General features: G+C 44.6%; 18 protein-coding genes. 12 read left to right on the top strand and 6 right to left on the bottom strand.

The annotated features are described in order from the left end of the window. The 6 genes from FE392_RS12940 to FE392_RS12915 all read left to right on the top strand — a co-directional run. Positions 1–1,311 (top strand): type VI secretion system-associated FHA domain protein (locus FE392_RS12940; RefSeq protein ID WP_319930626.1); only part of this gene is annotated, 1,311 nt, incomplete at its 5' end. A 154-nt stretch (positions 1,312–1,465) separates the two neighbouring features. Continuing rightward, positions 1,466–2,017, top strand: coding sequence for a type VI secretion system baseplate subunit TssE (locus FE392_RS12935; RefSeq protein WP_319930625.1), 552 nt, complete (start codon positions 1,466–1,468; stop codon positions 2,015–2,017). 17 nt (positions 2,018–2,034) lie between these two features. Next, complete coding sequence (gene tssF, locus FE392_RS12930; RefSeq protein WP_319930624.1) at positions 2,035–3,909, top strand: type VI secretion system baseplate subunit TssF; 1,875 nt, start codon at positions 2,035–2,037, stop codon at positions 3,907–3,909. A 15-nt stretch (positions 3,910–3,924) separates the two neighbouring features. Beyond that, positions 3,925–5,034, top strand: coding sequence for a type VI secretion system baseplate subunit TssG (gene tssG, locus FE392_RS12925; RefSeq protein WP_319930635.1), 1,110 nt, complete (start codon positions 3,925–3,927; stop codon positions 5,032–5,034). A gap of 71 nt (positions 5,035–5,105) precedes the next feature. Further along, on the top strand, positions 5,106–7,787 hold the full coding sequence (gene tssH, locus FE392_RS12920; protein ID WP_319930623.1) for a type VI secretion system ATPase TssH: 2,682 nt from the start codon (positions 5,106–5,108) through the stop codon (positions 7,785–7,787). Positions 7,788–7,813: 26 nt separating this feature from the next. After that, positions 7,814–8,812 carry a serine/threonine protein kinase gene (locus FE392_RS12915; RefSeq protein WP_319930622.1) on the top strand — a complete coding sequence of 333 codons (999 nt, stop codon included), beginning with the start codon at positions 7,814–7,816 and terminating at the stop codon, positions 8,810–8,812. Between the two features lie 102 nt (positions 8,813–8,914). Here the strand turns inward: FE392_RS12915 and tyrR are convergent, their stop codons facing one another. The 6 genes from tyrR to pspA form a co-directional block, all read right to left on the bottom strand. Beyond that, positions 8,915–10,510 (bottom strand): transcriptional regulator TyrR, encoded by a 1,596-nt coding sequence (gene tyrR, locus FE392_RS12910; RefSeq protein WP_319930621.1) that lies wholly within the window; start codon positions 10,508–10,510, stop codon positions 8,915–8,917. 128 nt (positions 10,511–10,638) lie between these two features. Continuing rightward, positions 10,639–11,745: a YcjF family protein gene (locus tag FE392_RS12905; protein ID WP_319930620.1), complete on the bottom strand. Its 1,107-nt coding sequence runs from the start codon at positions 11,743–11,745 to the stop codon at positions 10,639–10,641. Next, positions 11,742–13,139: a YcjX family GTP-binding protein gene (locus tag FE392_RS12900; RefSeq protein WP_319930619.1), complete on the bottom strand. Its 1,398-nt coding sequence runs from the start codon at positions 13,137–13,139 to the stop codon at positions 11,742–11,744. Before FE392_RS12900 ends, FE392_RS12905 begins: the two co-directional genes overlap by 4 nt. Positions 13,140–13,316: 177 nt before the next feature. Continuing rightward, positions 13,317–13,682 (bottom strand): envelope stress response membrane protein PspC, encoded by a 366-nt coding sequence (gene pspC / locus FE392_RS12895; protein ID WP_319930634.1) that lies wholly within the window; start codon positions 13,680–13,682, stop codon positions 13,317–13,319. Beyond that, on the bottom strand, positions 13,679–13,903 hold the full coding sequence (pspB, locus tag FE392_RS12890) for an envelope stress response membrane protein PspB (protein WP_319930618.1): 225 nt from the start codon (positions 13,901–13,903) through the stop codon (positions 13,679–13,681). The genes pspC and pspB overlap by 4 nt, the downstream gene beginning before the upstream one ends. Before the next feature lie 70 nt (positions 13,904–13,973). Further along, on the bottom strand, positions 13,974–14,645 hold the full coding sequence (gene pspA / locus FE392_RS12885) for a phage shock protein PspA (protein ID WP_319930617.1): 672 nt from the start codon (positions 14,643–14,645) through the stop codon (positions 13,974–13,976). A gap of 216 nt (positions 14,646–14,861) precedes the next feature. On the opposite strand from pspA, the gene pspF reads away from it, so the two are divergent. The 6 genes from pspF to sapF all read left to right on the top strand — a co-directional run bounded on the left by pspF (position 14,862) and on the right by sapF (position 21,574). Beyond that, the gene (gene pspF, locus FE392_RS12880; RefSeq protein ID WP_319930616.1) at positions 14,862–15,881 is read left to right on the top strand and encodes a phage shock protein operon transcriptional activator; all 1,020 of its coding nucleotides are present in this window, start codon (positions 14,862–14,864) and stop codon (positions 15,879–15,881) included. A gap of 309 nt (positions 15,882–16,190) precedes the next feature. Then, positions 16,191–17,936: an ABC transporter substrate-binding protein SapA gene (gene sapA, locus FE392_RS12875; RefSeq protein WP_319930615.1), complete on the top strand. Its 1,746-nt coding sequence runs from the start codon at positions 16,191–16,193 to the stop codon at positions 17,934–17,936. Further along, positions 17,933–18,898 carry a putrescine export ABC transporter permease SapB gene (sapB, locus tag FE392_RS12870; protein ID WP_319930614.1) on the top strand — a complete coding sequence of 322 codons (966 nt, stop codon included), beginning with the start codon at positions 17,933–17,935 and terminating at the stop codon, positions 18,896–18,898. The genes sapA and sapB overlap by 4 nt, the downstream gene beginning before the upstream one ends. Further along, complete coding sequence (gene sapC, locus FE392_RS12865) at positions 18,885–19,772, top strand: putrescine export ABC transporter permease SapC (RefSeq protein ID WP_319930613.1); 888 nt, start codon at positions 18,885–18,887, stop codon at positions 19,770–19,772. Before sapB ends, sapC begins: the two co-directional genes overlap by 14 nt. After that, positions 19,772–20,764: a putrescine export ABC transporter ATP-binding protein SapD gene (gene sapD, locus FE392_RS12860; RefSeq protein WP_319930612.1), complete on the top strand. Its 993-nt coding sequence runs from the start codon at positions 19,772–19,774 to the stop codon at positions 20,762–20,764. Before sapC ends, sapD begins: the two co-directional genes overlap by 1 nt. Then, a complete protein-coding gene (sapF, locus tag FE392_RS12855; RefSeq protein ID WP_319930611.1) occupies positions 20,765–21,574 on the top strand; it encodes a putrescine export ABC transporter ATP-binding protein SapF in 810 nt (269 codons plus the stop codon). It abuts the gene before it with no gap. The last annotated feature ends 148 nt before the right edge of the window (positions 21,575–21,722 follow it).

Here is a 21,722-nt window from a genome sequence, read left to right as displayed (position 1 = left end):
ATTCCCAATGAAGTTTGGGAAGGTCTGGAAAATATTTTCACGCCTTTTAATTCAGCTTCGGATCAGAAAAAGCCCCCTATTTCCGATGAATCGTATGACAATAATCCACTAATAAATACCGGACAACATGAGGAACGCAATCCCATTAATCCACTTGAGAAAATAGAAACCAGGATTGATCTCGATAGCCTGCAATCCCACACCACAGATCCTGTTGCGATGTTTAACCCGAATGGAGAGCCTCAGCAAGAAAATATCCTGAACAATCCCTCTCCCAGCACCTTGACACAACAAAACAATTTCTATGGCAATCAACGTAACAGGCAGGAGGTTGATCCTCTGGCGCTATTTTCTGATAAGTACGTTTCTGATAAATACACTCGCAGGAATATTAAAAACGATAATCCTCTGAACCTGATACTGGATAATGCTGAGCCACTGACCTCTTCGGATAAAGCAGCGATTCCTGAGCCACAAGAAATACGCCATCAGGATACTGAACCATCAATTACTCAAATATTATCATCGCCACCACCTCCTCTTTTTACTGCTGAAGATTCAACGCACTATGAAAATAGTACCAATAAAGAGGGTAACCATTATAGATCCGATGAACGCCTTAACATTGACCCCATTGATGTTCACTCCCCTATTTCCAATCCCGTTCAGTCAAATAAAATACAATTAGATGATAAACTCCTGACTGCTCTCTTGGATGGCATGGGAATTGGTTATATTAAAAAGCCACAATTTGACGAACAGATGATGTATCAATTAGGAAAACTATTCAGCCAGCTATTTCAGGGAATAATGGCACTCAATGCATCGCGCACGTCACTAAAAAACCGAATATTGTTAAAAAATCATACAAGTGCCAGCATAACCCAGATTATGGCGGATGCTAATAACCCTTTCCAATTATTGCCTTCCGGACAGGCTGTTTTGGTTCAAATGTTTGGTGACCATATGCCAGGTTTTATGTCACCAGAAGAATCCACAAGAGATATTTTAATTGAATTGCAAGCTCATCAATTAGGGGCAATTGCCGGATTACAAACTATTGCGACGGACATTTTACGGTTACTTGAGCCTTCCGCCATTGAGCAAAAGGCACGCAAAGAGGGTTCCCTCTCTGATTTACCATTATCAATAACACACAAGGCTTTTTTATGGGACTATTTTACCCAGCATTATCAAAAAATAATCCATGATATTGAACAGAATAATATTCCATTTGGTGAAAGTTTTCTTCAATCCTATGAAGCAGAAATCAGTCGATATAAAGAATCACAAAATAATAAAAAAAATTAAAGAACCTGCCAGTTTTATTATAATCAATTCCCCTTACTCTTTTTCATTACCTTAATCAGAATCCATCCATTCTATATCCATTTAATTTCAAGAGGCAGATAATGAGTTCATCACTTGAAATACAATCGATATAACAATATTTAATAGGTGATTAATGAAGGATAATATCACTTTATTATATGGAGGTTATCATTCTCGGAAACCTCCACGCATAACAGCCAGAGATAGAATGCAGCCCTCTTTATTAGACAAGCTTACAGATAATGAGCCTTCAGAAATAAAAGAGCCTGCCAATAACTATTTACTGTCACATCAAAAATTACGGAAAAATTTATTGCGGGATTTGCAATGGCTACTTAACACCATGAATAGAGAACCTCATCAAGATTTCTCTTTTTTACCACAGTTAGTGAATTCCGTTTACAATTTTGGCATATCTCCATTATCTGGAAAATGCATATCTGATATCGAATGGAGTGATATTCAAAATAAAATCACTCATGCCATTCAAATTTTTGAACCACGTATTATTCCCGATGGACTTCAAGTTAGATGTATTTCCGATATTTGTTCCTTGTCTCTATACAACATATTATCTATAGAAATAAAAGGATTTTTGTGGTGTATCCCTTGGCCGATTGAATTTCTGTTCCGCAGTGACATCGATCTGGAAAATGGTTATATCACAATGAAACAAGCAGGATAAAAACACAGGAGAATTTCATGGATAGCAAGTTGCTGGAATATTATAACCAAGAGCTGATGTACTTGCGTGAAATGGGAAAAGAATTTGCGGAACGTTATCCTAAAATAGCCAGCCGTTTGGGCATGCATGGCATTGATATCGCTGATCCCTATGTTGAACGCCTGATGGAGGGATTCGCTTTTCTGACTTCCCGCATTCAATTAAAAATGAATGCTGAATTCCAACACTTTTCCCAACATTTATTGGAAATGCTGTACCCCAACTATTTGGCCCCGACACCTTCAATGGCAATCACGGAACTCCAGCCGGACATGAGCAAGGGGGATATCAGTCACGGATTTTTAGTTCCACGCAATACCATCATGTTTTGCCAATCATTGAAGAAAGAAGGGATAACGTTTAAATATGCCACCACTCAAGATGTCACTCTGCAACCATTAAATATACAACGAGTTGTACTCGGGAAAATTCCCGCTAATTTACCGCTCATGGGGTTGAACTTGCATCATTATGGCGCGGTCAGCGCACTGCGGATCAATCTGAAATGCAAAGGTAAATTTTATCTGAATGATTTGGATTTAAATAAACTGACTTTTTTTATTTCAGGGCCAGATATCCAATCCCAAAGATTGCTGGAATTGATTATGGAACACTCCGTCGGCATGGTATGCCAGACCGTGGGTGAGACACCGCAATATCAGGCTTTGCCCGATATTGCACCCTATCATGAAGGATTTGAAGACGATCAGGCACTCTTGCCCAATGATCCCCGTAATTTCAGTGGTTATCGCCAGATCCAAGAGTATTTTGCTTTTCCTGCACGTTTCCGTTTTTTCAGTATTCATGGCATGCAATCCTTGCTGGAACAGACAGAAAAAGAACAGGAGTTTGAACTGATCTTGCTTTTGGACAAGATTGACAATGCCTTGGAAAATTTAGTGGATGAATCCTATTTGGCATTGAACTGTACCCCCGTGATTAATTTATTCCCCAAAATCACCGAGCGGGTCACTGTCGATGACAGTACCAATGAATATCATCTGGTTGCAGATAATATCCGCCCATTAGATTATGAAATTTTTTCGGTACAACGCCTGCATGGTGCCGATCAACAACATAAAGAAGAACGGATATTCCGCCCTTTTTGGTCAACGAACAGTGATGATAAAGGCAATTATGGCGCTTACTTTTCATTGCGCCGTGAACCCCGCGTTTTATCTGATCATGCCCAGCATTATGGAACGCGCACCAGTTATATCGGAACAGAAACATTCATTTCGATTGTTGATGAACAGCACTCTCCATGGCCCAATGCATTAAAGTACTTGAGTGCCGATGTCATGTGCACCAACCGCGATTTACCCGCAATGCTACGCCAACAAGACATCAATAGTTTTGCCATGCTGGATTCCATCCCCATTGAGCAGATCCTGTTTCTTAAAAAACCAACCATTCCACATCCGGCGCTGGCAGAAGGTGCAACTGCATGGGTTTTAATTAGCCAACTGCAAATGAATTATACGAATTTTATGGATAAAGATGAGCAAGAAGGCACTCAGGCTTTACGGCAATTGCTTAGTCTTTATGCCAATCTTGCAGAACCTGCGGTGGCCCGCCAGATCAATGGAATACGCCATTGTTCATTAAAAGAAATTCATCGCCGGGTGCCCAAGCCCGGCCCCATCGTTTTTGCCCGTGGTGTCAGTATTAGGCTAGAAGTGAATGAACAAGAATTCGCCGGCAGCAGCCCGTGGCTTTTAGGCAGTGTGCTGGAGAAATTATTCTCACGCCTTGTCACCATGAATTCCTTTATTGAAATGTCACTCTATAGCCACCAACGAGGGCAGATAGGCTTCTGGTCTACCCGCATGGGAAGCAAAAAATTACTATAAGAAGGGCATGTGAATATGAATACAGATGTCATTGCCATTCATCGGGCATGCCGTTTGTCAGAAAACTTCTGGCAACAACTCACCCAGACTCCCTGGCAATTTGATTTATTTCAGACCCTACGCCGCATTGACGCCCAATCAGGAGAGTATTACCGATTAGGCACGGCACCGTTGCCGCGCTATGAACCTTTGCGCTTAGGGCAACACGCTTCAATGGTATTCGCCCCTGCCACAATTTCAAAAGTCCGCAAGCTGGGAAACTCAAATTTGCATGAAATACTTATTTACAGCTTCGGTTTGTTCGGCCCCAATGGGCCCATGCCACTTTTTCTGACTGAGTATGCCTATACACGGGAATATAATTACCATGACTCGACTTTGGGTGCCTTTGCCAATATATTCCACCATCGGCTGATACTGCTTTTCTACCGGGCATGGGCCAATGCTCAACCCACATCATCATTGGATCGCCCAGACAATCAACAATTTTGTCATTATCTGGCCTGCTTGACCGGCATGGGCTTACCAGCCCAACAGAATTGCAACAAGAAATATGCCGGCAAGTCTGGCGATGCAGACACAGACAGTATCATCAACAGTCACGCCCGTTACGCCTTGGCGGGGCATATTTCCCGTCAGGGGCACAGTGCGGAGGGGCTGGAAAAAGTTTTATTTGTTTATTTCAATGTCCCTGTCAAAGTCGTCCAGAATATTCCCCAATGGTTGGAACTTGAAACGCAAGATCAGGTGAGATTAGCCACTGGTCGTCATATACCCCGCTTGGGGGAATCAGCGTTTTTAGGCACTGCCATATACGATACACAACATAAATTCCGCATTGAGATTGGCCCCCTGACGCGGGCAGAATACGATAGTTTTTTGCCGGCACAGCCTAAATCCCAACAACTGCGTGAATGGGTTTATCAATATCTGGGGATTGAATATGCATGGGACATTAGGCTGGTACTTAGTCAAGCAGCAATAACCGAAATGCATCTGTCAGAAAACGTAAAATTGGGTCTGAATAGCTGGCTGGGGCTCGTGACCAGATCAGTACACTATGACGATTTAATCTACAATCCAGAAGCTGCCGACACAAATTCTGCACGATTTTCCTCTAATTAATTTTTCCATCTAACTAACCGTTTTTTCATAAACACAATTTTCCATAAACACAATTATTGCGGATCATACTTATGTCAGAAATTAGCCGTTCTGTGCTTTTTGGTAAACTCAACCGTGTCTTATTCTCTTCACTGGAAAATGCGACTGCATTTTGTAAATTACGCGCCAATCCTTATGTCGAACTCGTGCATTGGCTGCACCAGCTCATGCAGCAGCAAGACAATGACTTGCAATTAATCATTCGCTATTTTGCATTGGATGAATCCAGCTTAAGAAAAGATATCATCGCAACGCTTGACCGCTTGCCACGCGGTGCCAGTACTATTTCTGACCTTTCAGAACACATTGACAGCGCTGTGGAAAGAGCGTGGGTATATGGTTCGCTGAAATTCGGGGTGAACCAAATCCGCAGTGCACACTGGCTGATCGGCATGTTAAAGACGTTTAACTTGCGCAATATATTGAAAGCCATTTCTCCACAATTTGACCGGATAAATGCCGATACGCTGGTAGATAATTTTAACGCTATCTGCGGAAGCAGCACGGAAGCGCAAGCGGTCATTGGTGATGCTGATTTATCAACCAATGACGCGAGTCAGGCAACAACACAACAAACAACGGACAGCGCCTTGCGGAAATATGGGCAAGAACTGACTGCCCGTGCCCGCAATGGTGAAATTGATCCCGTATCAGGGCGTGATGAAGAGATCCGCCAGATTATCGATATCCTGATGCGCCGCCGTCAAAATAACCCTTTGCTGACAGGTGAAGCAGGCGTCGGCAAAACTGCCGTTATTGAAGGTTTGGCTTTGCGAATTGTGGCAGATGAAGTTCCTCCGCCACTGAAAAACGTTCAGCTTTGGCTGTTGGATATCGGTATGCTGCAAGCCGGGGCCGGAGTCAGGGGTGAATTTGAGTCCCGCTTGCGTAAAGTTATCGACGAAGTACAATCCAGCCCCATTCCGATTATTTTGTTTATTGACGAAATCCATACCTTGATTGGCGCCGGCGGGCAACAAGGGACTGGTGATGCAGCCAATTTATTGAAACCGGCATTGGCACGGGGCCACTTACGGACACTGGGTGCCACCACTTGGTCTGAGTACAAGAAATATATCGAAAAAGATCCAGCCCTCACCCGCCGTTTTCAAGTTGTCCAAGTTCATGAACCTGATGAAATAAAAGCACTATTGATGCTGCGTAGCTTGGTCAATTCGCTGGAAAAACATCACCATGTTCTGTTGCTGGATGAAGCCGTGGAAGCCGCTGTCCGCCTCTCTCATCGCTATATTCCGGCCCGTCAATTACCGGACAAGGCGGTGGCTTTACTGGATACGGCCTGCGCCAGAGTGGCAATCAGCCAACATGCAGAACCACCCCAACTGGAGAACTGCCGCCATCAGATTAATGCATTGAAGATTGAATTAGATATTGTTGAACGGGAATCCAAAATAGGTATTGCTGATGATCAGCGTTCAGAAAATATTCTTGCCCAATTATCGCGGCTGGAAGAAGAACAGACCAAACTGGAGCATCGCTGGCAACAAGAACTTGCTTTGATCAATAAAATCATTCAACTGCGAAGCCAGCTTCATGAACATTCATCCCATGCACAACAAAACGATACGCTACAGCATGGTGAGAGTGATGTGTTTCATGACATAAATCTGCTCCACAATGAATTAACGGAGCTACACCAGCAATTAGAAACCCTGCAAGACGGTACTCCCCTGATCTTTGCCTCTGTAGACAGTAACGTTATCTCCGCCGTAGTCTCCGATTGGACAGGGATACCGCTAAATCGTATGGTAAAAGACGAGGTTGATGCGGTATTGCGGTTGGCGGATACGCTCGATCAGCGTGTCATCGGGCAATATCATGCACTGGAATTAATTGCAAAACGGGTGCGCACTTCACGGGCCAGATTAGATGATCCCAATAAGCCCGTTGGTGTCTTTATGCTATGTGGCCCCTCTGGTGTGGGTAAAACTGAAACAGCACTGGCATTGGCTGAAACTCTGTATGGTGGAGAGCAAAATCTGATTACCATCAATATGAGTGAATTTCAGGAAGCTCATACTGTATCAACATTAAAAGGTGCTCCCCCGGGTTATGTCGGTTATGGCGAAGGCGGAGTACTGACTGAAGCCGTTCGCCGCCGTCCTTACAGCGTCGTATTATTGGATGAAATTGAAAAAGCTCATCCGGATGTCCATGAAATATTTTTTCAGGTTTTCGATAAAGGCTGGATGGAGGATGGAGAAGGTCGCCATATTGATTTTCGCAACACCATTATTATCCTGACATCCAATGTCGGTGCCGATTTAATCAACTCACTGTGTATGCAACAAAACCCGATTCCAGAACCTGAAACGCTCAGTACCGCACTGCGGAAACCTTTGTTGAATGTGTTTCCCGCTGCCCTACTGGGACGCTTGCTGGTTGTTCCTTACTATCCATTGAGCGATGAGGTTATGACAGAAATTGTGCATTTACAATTAGCAAGAATAAAAAAACGATTATTGGAAAATCATGCTATTACGGCTGTATTCGATGATGACATGATTAAACATATCGTTAGCCGATGTACAGAAATTGAATCGGGAGGCCGTATGGTTGATGCTATTTTAACCAACACCTTGCTGCCGCAAATCAGTCAGCATTTGCTTTCTGCCAGTGCTAATGGACAGCAATATCATCAGCTGCATGTATCTCTCGGACAAGGTGAATTTCAGTTCCAGTTCATGGAGTAACTGTGCGATCTAAGAGAGCGTCCATCATGTCAACTCATTGTAATATAGATAATCCATTATCTTCCTGTTCACTCCCCGTTGGATACTGTTTTAACGAATTGGAAATAGAAAAAGTCATTGGCAAAGGAGGTTTCGGCATTGTATACCGTGCATGGGATCATCAACAGAAATGTTCGGTTGCTATCAAAGAATATATGCCTTTTTCTCTGGTGACTCGCAATCAAAATCTGGAGTTAAAACTACGCAGACAAAATTTCCAAAAAAGATATCAAATTGGATTGACGAATTTTGTGCATGAAGCGCATTTAATGACTAAGTTCAAACATAAATGCTTACCGGTTTTTCTTCGTTTCTGGCAAAAAAACCAAACAGCCTATATTGTCACGCCATTCTACAATGGAGTGACATTGAAGACCTTGCTGGCAACACAACCCAACATCATCAACCAGCGCTGGCTTTGCCGTATTTTGTTACCTTTGCTTGATGCAATTAACACACTTCATCAAGCAGGTTATTTACACTGCGATATTGCTTTGGACAATATTCTCATTCAAGAAAATGGCGATCCGATTTTGCTCGATTTAGGTTCAGCACAGAAAATGACTGAACAATTGTCAGATGAATCTGAGGTAACTATCAGGCCGGGCTTTACACCGATTGAACAATACACCGCCAATGATGAAGGGCAGCAAGGCCCTTGGTCAGATATCTACGCAATCGGTGCCATGCTCCATACCCTGATTATAGGTTATCCACCGCCGGTAAGCATTGTGCGCAGTCTTGAGGATAATTATCAGCCTTTGGTCAAACGTAACCTTGCCGGATATTCACATTCATTCTTGCAGGCCATTGATCTGGCTTTGTCTGTTGAACCTTCGGAGCGCCCAAGGAGCACATCAGACTTAGCCGCAATGATAAAACCACCTGCCTGCGAATCATCCCAATTCCTCGCATTATCCAAACCGATAAAATTATCAGATGTACTCAGTACCGATGCCCCTTCGATAAGTTCGAATATTGAATAGTGACATCTTATTTAGGACGGGGCCGGAAAACGAAATAAGCCAGCCAGAAATCTCTGGCTGGCTTATTTCAGTCTGACTGTTTTAAATCACAAAAAACCGTAATTATTCGTCATTACCTGCCTGTTCGGTTGTCTGTTTTTTACCACTCAGCCCATATTCACGTAATTTATTGGCAATGGCGGTGTGGGAAACACCAAGCCGCTTTGCCAATTTACGTGTGCTGGGATAATGGCGATAAAGACGCGTCAATATAGAACGTTCGAAACGCTTACTGATCTCATCCAAAGATCCCTCCAGCATATCTTCATTAAATGCCATTTCAGCATCCAATCCCGGTAATTGAATATCCTGCGGGCATAATTTGTTGCCCTCAGATTGAGTCAATGCCTGGTAGATAGCGTTCCGTAGTTGCCTGACATTTCCCGGCCAATGATAACCACTCAGGAATTGTTCCAAATCATGGGAATATTTGGGTTTGGCTAAACCCTGCTCTTTTGCAAAGCGTGTCACAAAATAATCCGTCAGTGGCATGATATCTGCCTGACGCTCTCTTAAAGGGGGTAATGTGATCGTTAACACGTTCAGCCGATAGTAGAGATCTTCCCTAAACTCCCCTTGTTGTACCAATTCAATCAGGTTTTTCTGGGTGGCGCAGATAATCCGGATGTCAACTTTGACTTCATTGTCTTCACCAACACGACGGAATGTTCCATCACTCAAAAAACGCAGTAATTTAATTTGCATTTGTGGCGACATTTCGCCGATTTCATCCAATAAAACCGTACCGCCATTAGCCTGCTCAAAGAACCCTTTTTTACCTTCCACCGCATTCGGATAGGCTCCTGCGGCATAACCAAACAGTTCGCTTTCAACAACATCATCTGGCATGGAGGCGCAATTCAGCCCCAGAAAAGGTTGATTGCCCCTGTTGCTCCGCAAATGACAGGCTTTGGCAAATTCATCTTTCCCTGTGCCTGTTTCACCAATCAGTAGTAAAGGGGCGTCAAGCATTGCCATTTTGCGAGCTTGTTCAACCACATGAACCATTTTGGGGCTGACAGCAATGATCTGCCGGAAAGCGCTATCATCATTTACAGTTAGTTTTTTACGTAGTGATTCAACTTGCGTTGATAAATGAGATACCGCAGAGCGCAATATAATCACTGCCCCAACACACCTGACAGCCTGATTCTCATCGGTTAACTGCATGGGAATAATATCCATCGTGTAATCCTGACCTTTGATGGATACTTGTGCGGTATTGGGTTCATGATGTTCGCTTTCGAACCAGCGGCTAAAGTTGTAATTATTGATCAGGTTGGCGATATTTTTTTGACCGACCTTCTCTTTGTCGAGTTCAAACAGTGCCAGAGACGCCGGATTGGCCAGTTCAATATTGCCTTTCATATCAATCGAAAATATAGGCTCAGGAACCGATTCCAGTAACGTCCACATTGCCCGGTGCTCTTTCTCTGACGGCATGAAAGCAACCGTCCTGACATCAATCACACCACTGATCCGGCGGATCTCCGCCATTAATAAACGAAATGTGTTGAAATCAATTTGGGTAAAGTTAAGGTAAATACGACGAGCAGGAGAAATTTCAATTCCTTTCAGGTCAATATTTCGTAGAACCAGTAAATCAAGTAACTCTCGGGTTAACCCAATTCGATCCTGACAAGTAACTTCCAATCGCATTATTCTGACCTTATTTACACGATGCTCATAACCGACTGAAATGTTACCCGTTACTATGCAATAGATGAAGCCCTTGTCAGTAAAAGTTTACAATAAAGTCAGGTGTCAACCTAAAATAACAGTAGCTATCACTTATCTACTGTGCTGTTTTCTGTTTCTTTAAGTGTATTTTTGGCTTTCGTGAATGCGCTTTTTTTCGCCGGCAATGTCCCTTTAATCTGGGCAAGCAGCTGATGACGGAAATCCCCCAGCTTTGGTTTGTCCCCCTCAATCCACGGTAAAGGACGGCATAACTCCATCGCTTTGATTCCCAAACGTGCTGTAAGCAGCCCGGCACCAATGCCTTGTGCGGCTCGCGCAGAAAGGCGGGCAGCAATGTCCTGTGATAACCAATCCATGCCGACTTCCCTGACCAGTTCTGATGCTCCCGCAAAAGCAATGTTCAGCAAAACCAGCCGAAACAGGCGAATGCGGCTGAAATAACCTAATTCGATACCGTAAAGTGCCGCGATACGGTTAATCAAGCGGATATTTCTCCATGCAATAAAAGCCATATCCACTATCGCCAATGGGCTGACTGCAATCATTAATGCAGATTCTGCGGCAGAACGGCTAATTTCTTTCTTGGCTTGGGCATCCAGAACCGGCTGAACCAGTTTGCTGTACAACAGGACGATTTCACGATCGTTGTGTGTTTCATGCATAGCCGCTTGCCAGCGCTGCAATGCCGGATGCTGTGGTTCTATCCCGGCTTGTGCAGCCAATTTTTCACAAAACTGGCGCCCTTTGCCAACGCCATGACTTTGTAACAGGATTTTGGCGTTATCCCGTTCTTCTGTACGCTGGCGCAGATGGTAAAGACGACGCCATTCTTTTATTACACTGCCTATTCCGGCCAGCATTATCATACTGCCCGCAGCGGCAATGCCCAATGCTATCCAGTCATGTTGTTGCCATGACTGATATATCCACTGGATAAACTGAGCGACCACACTGACACCCAGCAACAAGATTGCGCAGGTAAATATTTTACGCCAAAAACTACGCTTGGGCTTCAAAGCTGCATTTATTGCACCTTCGAATTCTCCCTCTTGTTCCTCTGCAGCCAGTTCCGGCATCGCTGGGTAGAATTCATTTTCCTGACTATCGAATTCCTTTTTCGATTTCAGTGACGGTTCTTGCGACGTTGGCTCATGATCGCTGAAATCCATTCTCGGTTTCAGAGGCTCTGTCATGTTAATTTATCTCCCAATAAAAATTCCATCGCACTGTCCATGCGAATATGGGGCAATGGTGCATCGATATTGACTTGTCTTGGCCGGAATGATTCGAAATTAAACCCTTGTTTTTGCCAAAAATCATTGTTCGGCAAACGTTGTGGTACTTCTCCCGGAAAAAACGTCATTAGCTTGTCGTCTGACAGACGGTTTCCCTTAATGGCAGGGATTTTTTCACCATTATGAACCACTATGCCACTTTCTGTGGCCTGAACTGATGCCAGCCCCGCACAATCCATGCTGATCCCTTCAAATGCCGCATTTTGCCAGGCTTCCTGAACCAATTGCTGCAAAAGGGAAACAAGGTTGGCATGTTGATCGGGAGTAATGTGATCTGCTTTGCTGGCTGCAAACATTAATTTATCAATGCAGGGAGAAAACAGACGCCGGAACAGCGTTCGCTTGCCATAGTGGAAACTCTGCATAAGTTGTGTCAACGCAAGCCGCATGTCGTTAAATGCCTGCGGGCCACTATTCAATGGCTGCAAACAATCCACCAAAACAATTTGCCGGTCAAAACGGAGAAAATGCTCTTTGTAAAACCCCTTGACGATGTGATCACAATAATAGGCGAAACGCTCCCTCAACATGCCGATATTGGTATGTTTATCCGCTTTTGCCAATTGAGGTTCGCCAATGTGGTCGATATCCGGCCACGGGAAAAATTGCAGGGCAGGTGCTCCAGCCAGATCCCCCGGCAATATGAAACGACCGGGCTGGATGAAGTGCAACCCCTGCTGTTTACACTGGTGCAGGTAATCTGTGTATGCCTGAGCGATTCTGGCCAGCAGGTTTTCATCGGCAGGGGCTAATGGATCACATTGCTTGCATAATTCTAGCCACGGTTTGGCCCATTCCTTTCTTTCCCCTTTCAACAACCCACTCATATACCGCGACCATGCCAGATAGTTTTGCTCCAACATAGGCAAATCCAGTAGCCATTCTCCCGGATAATCGACAATTTCCAGATAAAGGGTCGAGGTTTCTTTAAGGTAACGAAATAGGGAATCTTCAGAGCGATAACGCAGTGCCAAGCGGATTTCGCTCACACCACGTGTCGGAATTGGCCAGTAAGGCGGTGTTTCATGCAACGCTGCAATATTATCATCATAAGTAAAGCGGGGAACACCCAAATCCCGCTGCGGGACTCGCTTGACACCAAGCAATCGCCCATCGCGCACGGCTGAAAATAACGGCAATCTGGCACCGCTATGAATATGGAGTAATTGGTTTACCAAAGAAGTGATGAATGCAGTCTTTCCACTGCGACTTAATCCTGTTACCGCCAACCGCAAGTGGCGGTCCATTCCACGATTCACAAGTGCTGATAGTTCGTTTTGCAACCGTTTCATGCTTCTCCCAATGGAATACCGTAGCTCGGTTGAACCTAGCCCGTAACACCGGTTTGAGGTTTCATTCCCAGTTATTCCGCTGTTACGGCCAGATCATATTTTTTTATTGACGACATAAACTAATTACATAGAGTTGTCGTCTTTCAATTAAGTTTATGGCTCAATTTTACCTATGATCTAAAGCTGGCGAAAGCGGCTGCGCACACTGTAAGTGTCAGATGTAATGTAACGCTCCATTTGGCGTAAACGCGCTTCACCTGCCCTCAATTGGTAATCCACTTCATCCAACATTTTCTGCGCCGATGGCCCTGCATTTTTTTCGCCCGCCAGATATCCAGCAGGTGCCGGCTCCATAACAACAGCCAAGATAATATAAGCCAATACTGTTATACCAAACAGCCCGAAGAACAATGACAGTACCGTGATGGTACGGATAAGTGGAACCGGGACACCAAAATAGTTTGCCACCCCGGCACAGACCCCTTTTACCATACCTTGCTCTGGCAGGCGGTAAAGTTTCCGATTGTAACTATTCGACATTATGACTGCCTCCAGTTTGGATGCTCTGCATCAAGGATGTCTTCCAGCGTTTTGATCCGTTCCTGCATATGCCGGGCGTTCTCTGTCAATTGCTCTAAGCGCTGGATTTCATTGCCCCCTAGCTGACCTCTATTGTTCTGGCTGCTGTAATGCAACCACAGCCAGATAGGCAAGACAAAAAGTACAAAGATGATCAGCGGGATCCCAAGAAATATATAGCCCATTATCTTTCCTTAGTTGTGCAAACAATAAGTTGTGCATGGCGTGAGATGTTGTCATGCATGGCTTATGTCATCATTGTGAATCTTTGGTATTCATTTTAGCTTTCAGGGCCGCAAGTTGCGCGCTGATTTCATCATCTGCCTTTAATTCTGCAAATTGCTGATCGAGTGATTTCTGTTTCCCCAGCCCGACAGTTTCAGCCTCTGCTTCCATATGGTCTATCCGACGTTCAAATTGCTCAAAACGCGCCATGGCTTCATCAATTTTACCGCTATCCAATTGGCGGCGCACTTCCCGGGAAGATGCTGCTGCTTGATGACGCAAAGATAATGATTGTTGTCTTGCCCTTGCTTCTGTCAACTTGTTTTCCAGCTCCGTGACTTCTCCCTTAATGCGTTCAAGCGTTTCATCCAAAAGAGACAGTTCATTTGTCAGAGTTTCAACCAAATTGCTGACTTTTTGTTTTTCAATCAATGCCGCACGAGCCAAATCTTCTTTATCTTTACTCAGTGCCAACACCGCTTTTTCCTGCCAGCCGTCAATTTGACTTTCACCCATGCTGATGCGACGCAGAAGCTGTTTTTTTTCTGCCAATGTGCGGGCTGAAGTTGAGCGGATTTCCACCAGCGTGTCTTCCATTTCCTGAATCATCAAGCGGATCATTTTTTGCGGATCTTCCGCTTTATCTAACAGAGAAGAAATATTAGCGTTTACGATATCAGCAAAACGAGAAAAAATACCCATAGTTATAAGCCTCTTTCATTAGTATGGTACATGTTATGCATGTGTTTTGTTAAAGATAAACACAAGCGACACGATAAGACGCTTAATCTAATACAAAATGCGTGCCAACTTTTTTATTTTAATTATCTGGTTGAAATTGCTTAAATAATTTATCTTTAATTTTTAACCACTATCATTTAACGAAGTTAAATTGACCAACTATTGGCGAAAAATACCATGCCTCAGTTCATTGATAACCTATTAGGTGAAGCAAACTGTTTTATTGAAATTTTGGAGCAAGTTTCTGCACTGGCAAAATTGAATAAACCCGTTTTAGTCATAGGAGAACGAGGAACGGGTAAGGAACTAATCGCCCGCCGCCTGCATTATCTTTCTCCGCGTTGGCAAGGGCCTTTCATCTCGCTCAATTGTGCAGCACTCAATGAAAACTTGCTTGATTCAGAGCTGTTTGGTCATGAAGCCGGTTCTTTTACTGGTGCCCGGGCAAAACACCAAGGCCGCTTCGAACGGGCAGACGGCGGCACATTGTTTCTTGATGAATTAGCTACCGCGCCCATGCAGGTGCAGGAAAAATTATTGCGGGTGATTGAATATGGTTATTTGGAGCGTGTTGGCGGCAATCAGTCATTGCAAGTTGATGTACGCTTGATTTGTGCAACCAATGAAGACCTGCCAGCTATGGCCGCTCAGGGAAAGTTCAGGGCTGATCTGCTTGACAGACTTGCGTTCGATGTGGTGCAAATTCCCCCGTTGCGCCAACGACACCCCGATATCATGTTATTGGCACAACATTTTGCCATCCACATGTGCCAAGAACTCAACCTGCCTTTTTTCCCCGGTTTTACCAACGAAGCCAAGCAGCAACTACTTTCTTATCATTGGCCCGGTAATGTCCGTGAATTAAAAAATGTTATAGAACGCTCTATTTACCGGCACGGCAACAATGAAAGTGAATTAAATACCATTATTATCAATCCATTTTCAGCGTCACAGCAATTGGCTTCACAATCCCCTGCTTCGCTATCAAAAGATAATGACGCTATCGATTATTCCCTCCCTAAATTGCCCCTCGATTTAAGGCAGTGGCAAAATGACAGTGAAAAGCGTTTAATTATGCAGGCGCTGGCTGAAAGTCAATTCAATCAGAAAAAAGCGGCCAGTAGACTCAATCTGACTTACCACCAGCTACGTGGATTAATCAAAAAACACCACATCAGCATTCAGATGGGGAATTAATTGAAGGTCGGTAGTTGAACATCAATAGATAAAAATCGGTATGAAGCAGATAAAAAAATAGCCGGCACCCGAGCCGGCTAACAAAATACTGGAAGCAATGTGAGCAATGTCGCGCTTTATCTGGAATTCCCAACTTGAAGTTACAAGCGTGTTTCCCTAAAGCACGCCCAAATGATAATACTTCTCAATTCTATTTGTAAAGCATTTAATTGAGAATACTTCTCACTATCGTGATCTGACCGTTGTTTTTGAGCAAAAAGAGTTAATTAAGTACAATGGCCGGATTCTTTTTTATGGCTGATGCTTTATATGCGATATTTGATTTACTGGATCATATTATTATCTTCTTTTCCCGCCTTGGCGGCCAATAATGCTATTTCAGAACCGGTGACAGAAACGACTATAAAAACAACAAGTACCACACTTATTCCAAGATCCAGAATTCACGACACTACGGAAAATCTATCTCACGCTTCAACTGACTTACGCCAGAGTGGGTTTATTTATTGTGTCAATGGCAACCTGAATACCTTTAACCCGCAGAAATCCATCAGTGGACTCACCGTGGATACGCTTGCTGCACAGATTTACAACCGCCTGCTGGGCGTTGATCCCCTAACCTACCGCCTGGCACCTGAATTGGCCACTCATTGGGAAATACGGGATAACGGGGCGACCTATCGTTTTTATCTGCGCCGCAATGTTGCTTTCCAGTCAACCGAATGGTTTACACCAACCCGCACAATGAATGCAGATGACGTCGTGTTCAGCTTCCGCCGCCTTTTTGATAAAACGCACTATTATCATTATGTCAATGGTGGCCATTATCCCTATTTTGATAGCTTGCAGTTTGGTGATGCGGTAAAGGACATCCGTAAAATCGACAAATATACCGTTGAATTTCAACTCAATGCGCCTGACGCGTCCTTTATCTGGCATTTAGCAACCCACTATGCCCCCATTTTGTCTCAAGAATATGCCCAGAAACTGGATCAAATGAACAGGCAGGAGCAGATAGACTGGAAACCTGTAGGCACAGGGCCTTTCATGCTGGAAGATTATCAGGTGGAACAGTTTATCCGCCTTGTTCGCCACGATAAGTACTGGAATGGCAAACCCCAAATGGAACAGGTGGTCGTGGATACGGGAGCCGGTGGCACTGGGCGGATTTCCAAGCTTCTTACCGGTGAATGTGATGTATTGGCTTACCCCGATGCCAATCAATGGAATATCCTGCATGATGATCCAAACCTGCGACAGACACTGCGTTCAGGAATGAATATCGCTTATCTAGCATTTAATACCAGTAAACCACCATTGGATCAGCTGAAAGTCCGCCAGGCGATTGCTTATGCCATCAATAACCAACGGTTGATGAAATCAATTTATTATGGCACGGCGGAAACTGCGGCATCTATTTTGCCTCGCGCCTCTTGGGCGTATGATAATCGGGCTGAAATCACCGAATATAATCCTGAAAAATCCCGAAAGATGTTAAGTGAACTGGGATTAAATGGTCTGGAACTGACATTATGGGTGCCGACTGCATCGCAATCTTACAATCCAAGCCCCTTGAAAATGGCTGAACTCATTCAGGCCGATTTGGCACAAGTCGGCATTAAAATGTCCATTCGCCCCGTCGAAGGTCGTTTTCAGGAAAATCAGTTGATGGATAAAACCCACGATATGACTCTGGCGGGTTGGTCTACCGATAGCAATGACCCCGACAGTTTTTTCCGCCCATTGCTGAGCTGTGCTGCCATTGCCTCCCAAACAAACTTAAGCCGTTGGTGTAATTCGGATTTTGATGACGCACTTCATCAGGCTTTATTGAACCAACAACTGGCAGAACGCATCAACAATTATCATGTTGCACAAGAAATTCTCGCTCAACAATTACCTGTACTACCATTAGCTTATTCAATGCGCTTACAAATCTTTCGTTATAACATTAAAGGATTGGTTCTGAGCCCGTTTGGCAACAGCTCATTTGGTAAAGTTTACCGCGAGCAAAGTACGCCTGTTCCTGCTGAAAATAAAAAGGGAAGCGAATGATTATTTATATCTTGCGTCGTTTGCTGCTGCTGGTTGTGACGTTATTCTTTCTTTCATTTATCAGCTTCAGCCTGATGTATTTTACACCGCATGGCCCTTTGAGCGGTGCCTCACTAATGGATGCTTATATATTCTATTTTCGTAGCCTGCTTCAGTGGGATTTCGGCATTTCCAGCATTAATGGTGAGCGAATTATCACGCAATTGTATGAAGTGCTTCCGGCAACCATGGAGCTTTGTATTCTCTCTTTCTCCATCGCGTTGCTCATCGGGATACCTCTGGGGATTGTTGCTGGTGTCTGGCGCAATAAAAAAGCAGACACCATTATCAGTACATTCGCATTGTGTGGTTTTTCCATCCCTGTATTTTGGCTGGCCCTGCTGCTCACGCTCCTTTTCTCTCTCCATCTGGGATGGTTACCTGTTTCAGGGCGATTTGATTTGCTCTACCGGATGGAACCGGTGACAGGCTCGGCATTAATTGATGCCTGGCTGTCAAAATCACCTTATCGCAATGATATGATCATGAGTGTTATTCAGCATATGATCCTGCCCGTTCTCACGTTGGCAGTAGCGCCCATGACGGAAGTCATTCGTTTGATGCGCAACAGTACTGAGGAAGTCTCAACTGCAAACTATATTAAATCAGCAGCAACACGCGGCTTGTCGAGATTGACAATTATCCGCCGCCACTTGTTGCATAATGCATTACCCCCCATTATTCCTAAATTGGGGTTACAATTTTCGACCATGCTCACACTGGCTATGGTGACGGAGCAAGTATTTAACTGGCCCGGCCTTGGGCGCTGGCTTATCAGTGCCGTTCGCCAGCAGGATTATTCAGCAATTTCAGCGGGTGTTATGGTAGTAGGAACCTTGGTTATTTCAGTCAATATACTGACAGATATTATTGGAGCGATGGCTAATCCTCTGAAGCATAAGGAATGGTATGCCTTTAGATAACTTTTATCAGGAAAAGAAAATGCCTTCGCCATTAAAAGTTATCTGGCGATTCTTCTATTCTGACATACTGGCAATGATGGGTTTTTATGGGGTGCTGATTTTAATTGCATTAAGTTTGTTGGGGGACTATATCGCCCCATATCGGCTTGACCAGCAATTTGTAGACCAGCTTATGCCTCCTTCATGGTCACACCACGGCAACGTCGCTTTCTTCCTAGGAACGGACGATCTTGGACGCGATATTTTCAGCCGTCTGTTGATTGGGACATCATCCACGTTTGGAACCGCGCTGATTGTCACAGCGATAGCTGCCGTTGTCGGCTTAATTATCGGGAGCCTTGCGGGCATGAGCCACGGATTGAGATCAGCAATACTGAATCATACCCTTGATACTTTGCTTTCAATCCCTTCATTGTTGCTGGCGATCATTGTCGTTGCATTTGTCGGTGCCAGCCTGCATCATGCCATGATCGCAGTCTGTCTGGCGTTGCTGCCAAGAATAGTCCGCACTGTGTATACCGCAGTACATGATGAACTGGATAAAGAATATATCACTGCCGCACGTCTGGATGGCGCCTCAAATTATCAGATTTTGCGCTACGCCATTTTCCCCAATATTACCGCCGTGATTGTCAGTGAATTAACCCGGGCGCTTTCTATCGCTATCCTTGATATTGCAGCCTTGGGTTTCCTCGATCTTGGCGCACAGCTACCATCACCAGAATGGGGTGCCATGCTGGGGGATTCTCTGGAACTGCTCTATGCTGCACCATGGACAGTTATGCTGCCCGGAGCCGCAATTATGCTCAGTGTCCTGTTAGTCAATTTATTGGGCGATGGTCTCCATCGAGCCATTAATGCAGGAGTCGAATAATGCCACTGCTTGATATTCGAAACCTCACCATTGAGTTTATGACCGCTGAAGGCCCTGTTAAGGCCGTTGATAGATTTAGTATTTCACTGACAGAAGGTGAAATTCTCGGTCTGGCAGGCGAATCTGGATCAGGGAAAAGCCTGATTGCCAAAGCAATTTGTGGCGTCACAAAAGAGAACCTCAATGTTACCGCTGATCGTTTTCGTTTCAACGACATTGATTTATTGCGCCTGACGCCAAGACAGCGCCGCAAAGTGATAGGCCACAATATTTCAATGATTTTTCAGGAGCCGCAATCATGTCTCGATCCATCTGAAAATATTGGCAAGCAACTCATTCAAGCCATCCCCGGCTGGACATATAAAGGCCGTTGGTGGCAAAGGTTCAATTGGCGAAAACGCCGGGCAATCGAGCTATTGCATCGCGTTGGCATTAAAGATCACAACGATATCATGCACAGTTACCCTTATGAATTGACAGAAGGTGAATGCCAGAAAGTGATGATTGCCATTGCCCTTGCCAATCAACCAAGGTTGTTGATTGCGGATGAACCAACCAATGCCATGGAGCCAACAACACAGGCCCAAATTTTCCGTTTGCTATCGAGTTTGAATCAAAACAACAACATGACGATTTTATTGATTAGTCATGATCTGCAAATGATGAGCAAACTGGTTAAACGGATCAATGTCCTATATTGCGGGCAAACCGTGGAAAGCGCCGCTCCGGATGAATTGCTGGTGACGCCTTACCATCCCTATACGCAGGCGCTTATCCGCTCAATCCCTGACTTTGGCAGCCCACTGCCACATAAAAGCCGGCTGAATACACTGCCGGGAGGTATTCCCTCTCTGGAACACCTGCCGGTCGGGTGCCGTTTAGGGCCACGTTGCCCCTACGCCCAGAAAACCTGCATTGAAACCCCACGGCTACGAGTGATTAAAAGCCATGCATTCGCCTGCCATTTCCCTTTGAATATGGAGGAGCCGTAATTGGTTGATACATTACTGGAAGTCAAAAACCTGACTAAAACATTCCGCTATCAAACGGGGTTATTTCGCCGGCTTCACCTTGACGCAGTAAAACCAGTGAGCTTTACCTTGCAACCTAAAAAAACACTGGCCATAATTGGCGCGAATGGTTCCGGCAAATCTACGCTGGCAAGAATGCTGTCGGGGGTTGTTGAGCCTACTTCCGGCGAAATCCTGATCGATGGTCATAAACTGACTTACGGGGATTACAGCTACCGTAGCCAACGCATTCGCATGATTTTTCAAGATCCCAGTACTTCATTGAATCCTCGCCAGCGCATCGGGCAAATTCTGGATATGCCGTTAATCCTGAATACCGAATTATCCACGACTGAACGCGAGAAACGGATCAATCAGACATTGCGCCAAGTTGGGTTACGGCCAGACCATGCCAATTATTATCCACACATGCTCGCATCCGGGCAGAAACAACGTGTAGCTCTGGCACGGGCATTAATATTACAGCCACAAATTATTGTTGCAGATGAAGCATTAGCTTCCCTTGACATGTCAATGCGTTCACAAATCATCAATTTGATGCTGGAATTGCAGGAAAAGCATGGTATTTCATACATCTATGTAACCCAGCATCTCGGTATGATGAAGCATATCAGTGATCAAATGCTAGTAATGCATGAAGGGGAAGTTGTTGAGCGTGGCAATACAGCGGAGGTGCTGGCTTCTCCGCTGCATGATATTACACGCAGATTGATAGCCAGCCATTTTGGTGAAGCTCTATCCGCTGATGCCTGGCGGCAGGATATCACCTAATATTTTAATGTTAACCGGACGTATTTTATTCACTGATCGGAACAGAACAGGAAACTCACCACATTTCTCTCCGGCATGATAGAATCGTCCCCGTTTATTAACAATAAATGCCTTGGTCATATTATGGATAATATTTTAGCCCTGTGAC

It is taken from the genome of Xenorhabdus santafensis (assembly GCF_033949405.1).
Lineage (GTDB): Bacteria > Pseudomonadota > Gammaproteobacteria > Enterobacterales > Enterobacteriaceae > Xenorhabdus > Xenorhabdus santafensis.
The sequence above is the reverse complement of the archived record's forward strand: the minus strand, read 5'-3'. Positions and strand labels throughout refer to the sequence as shown.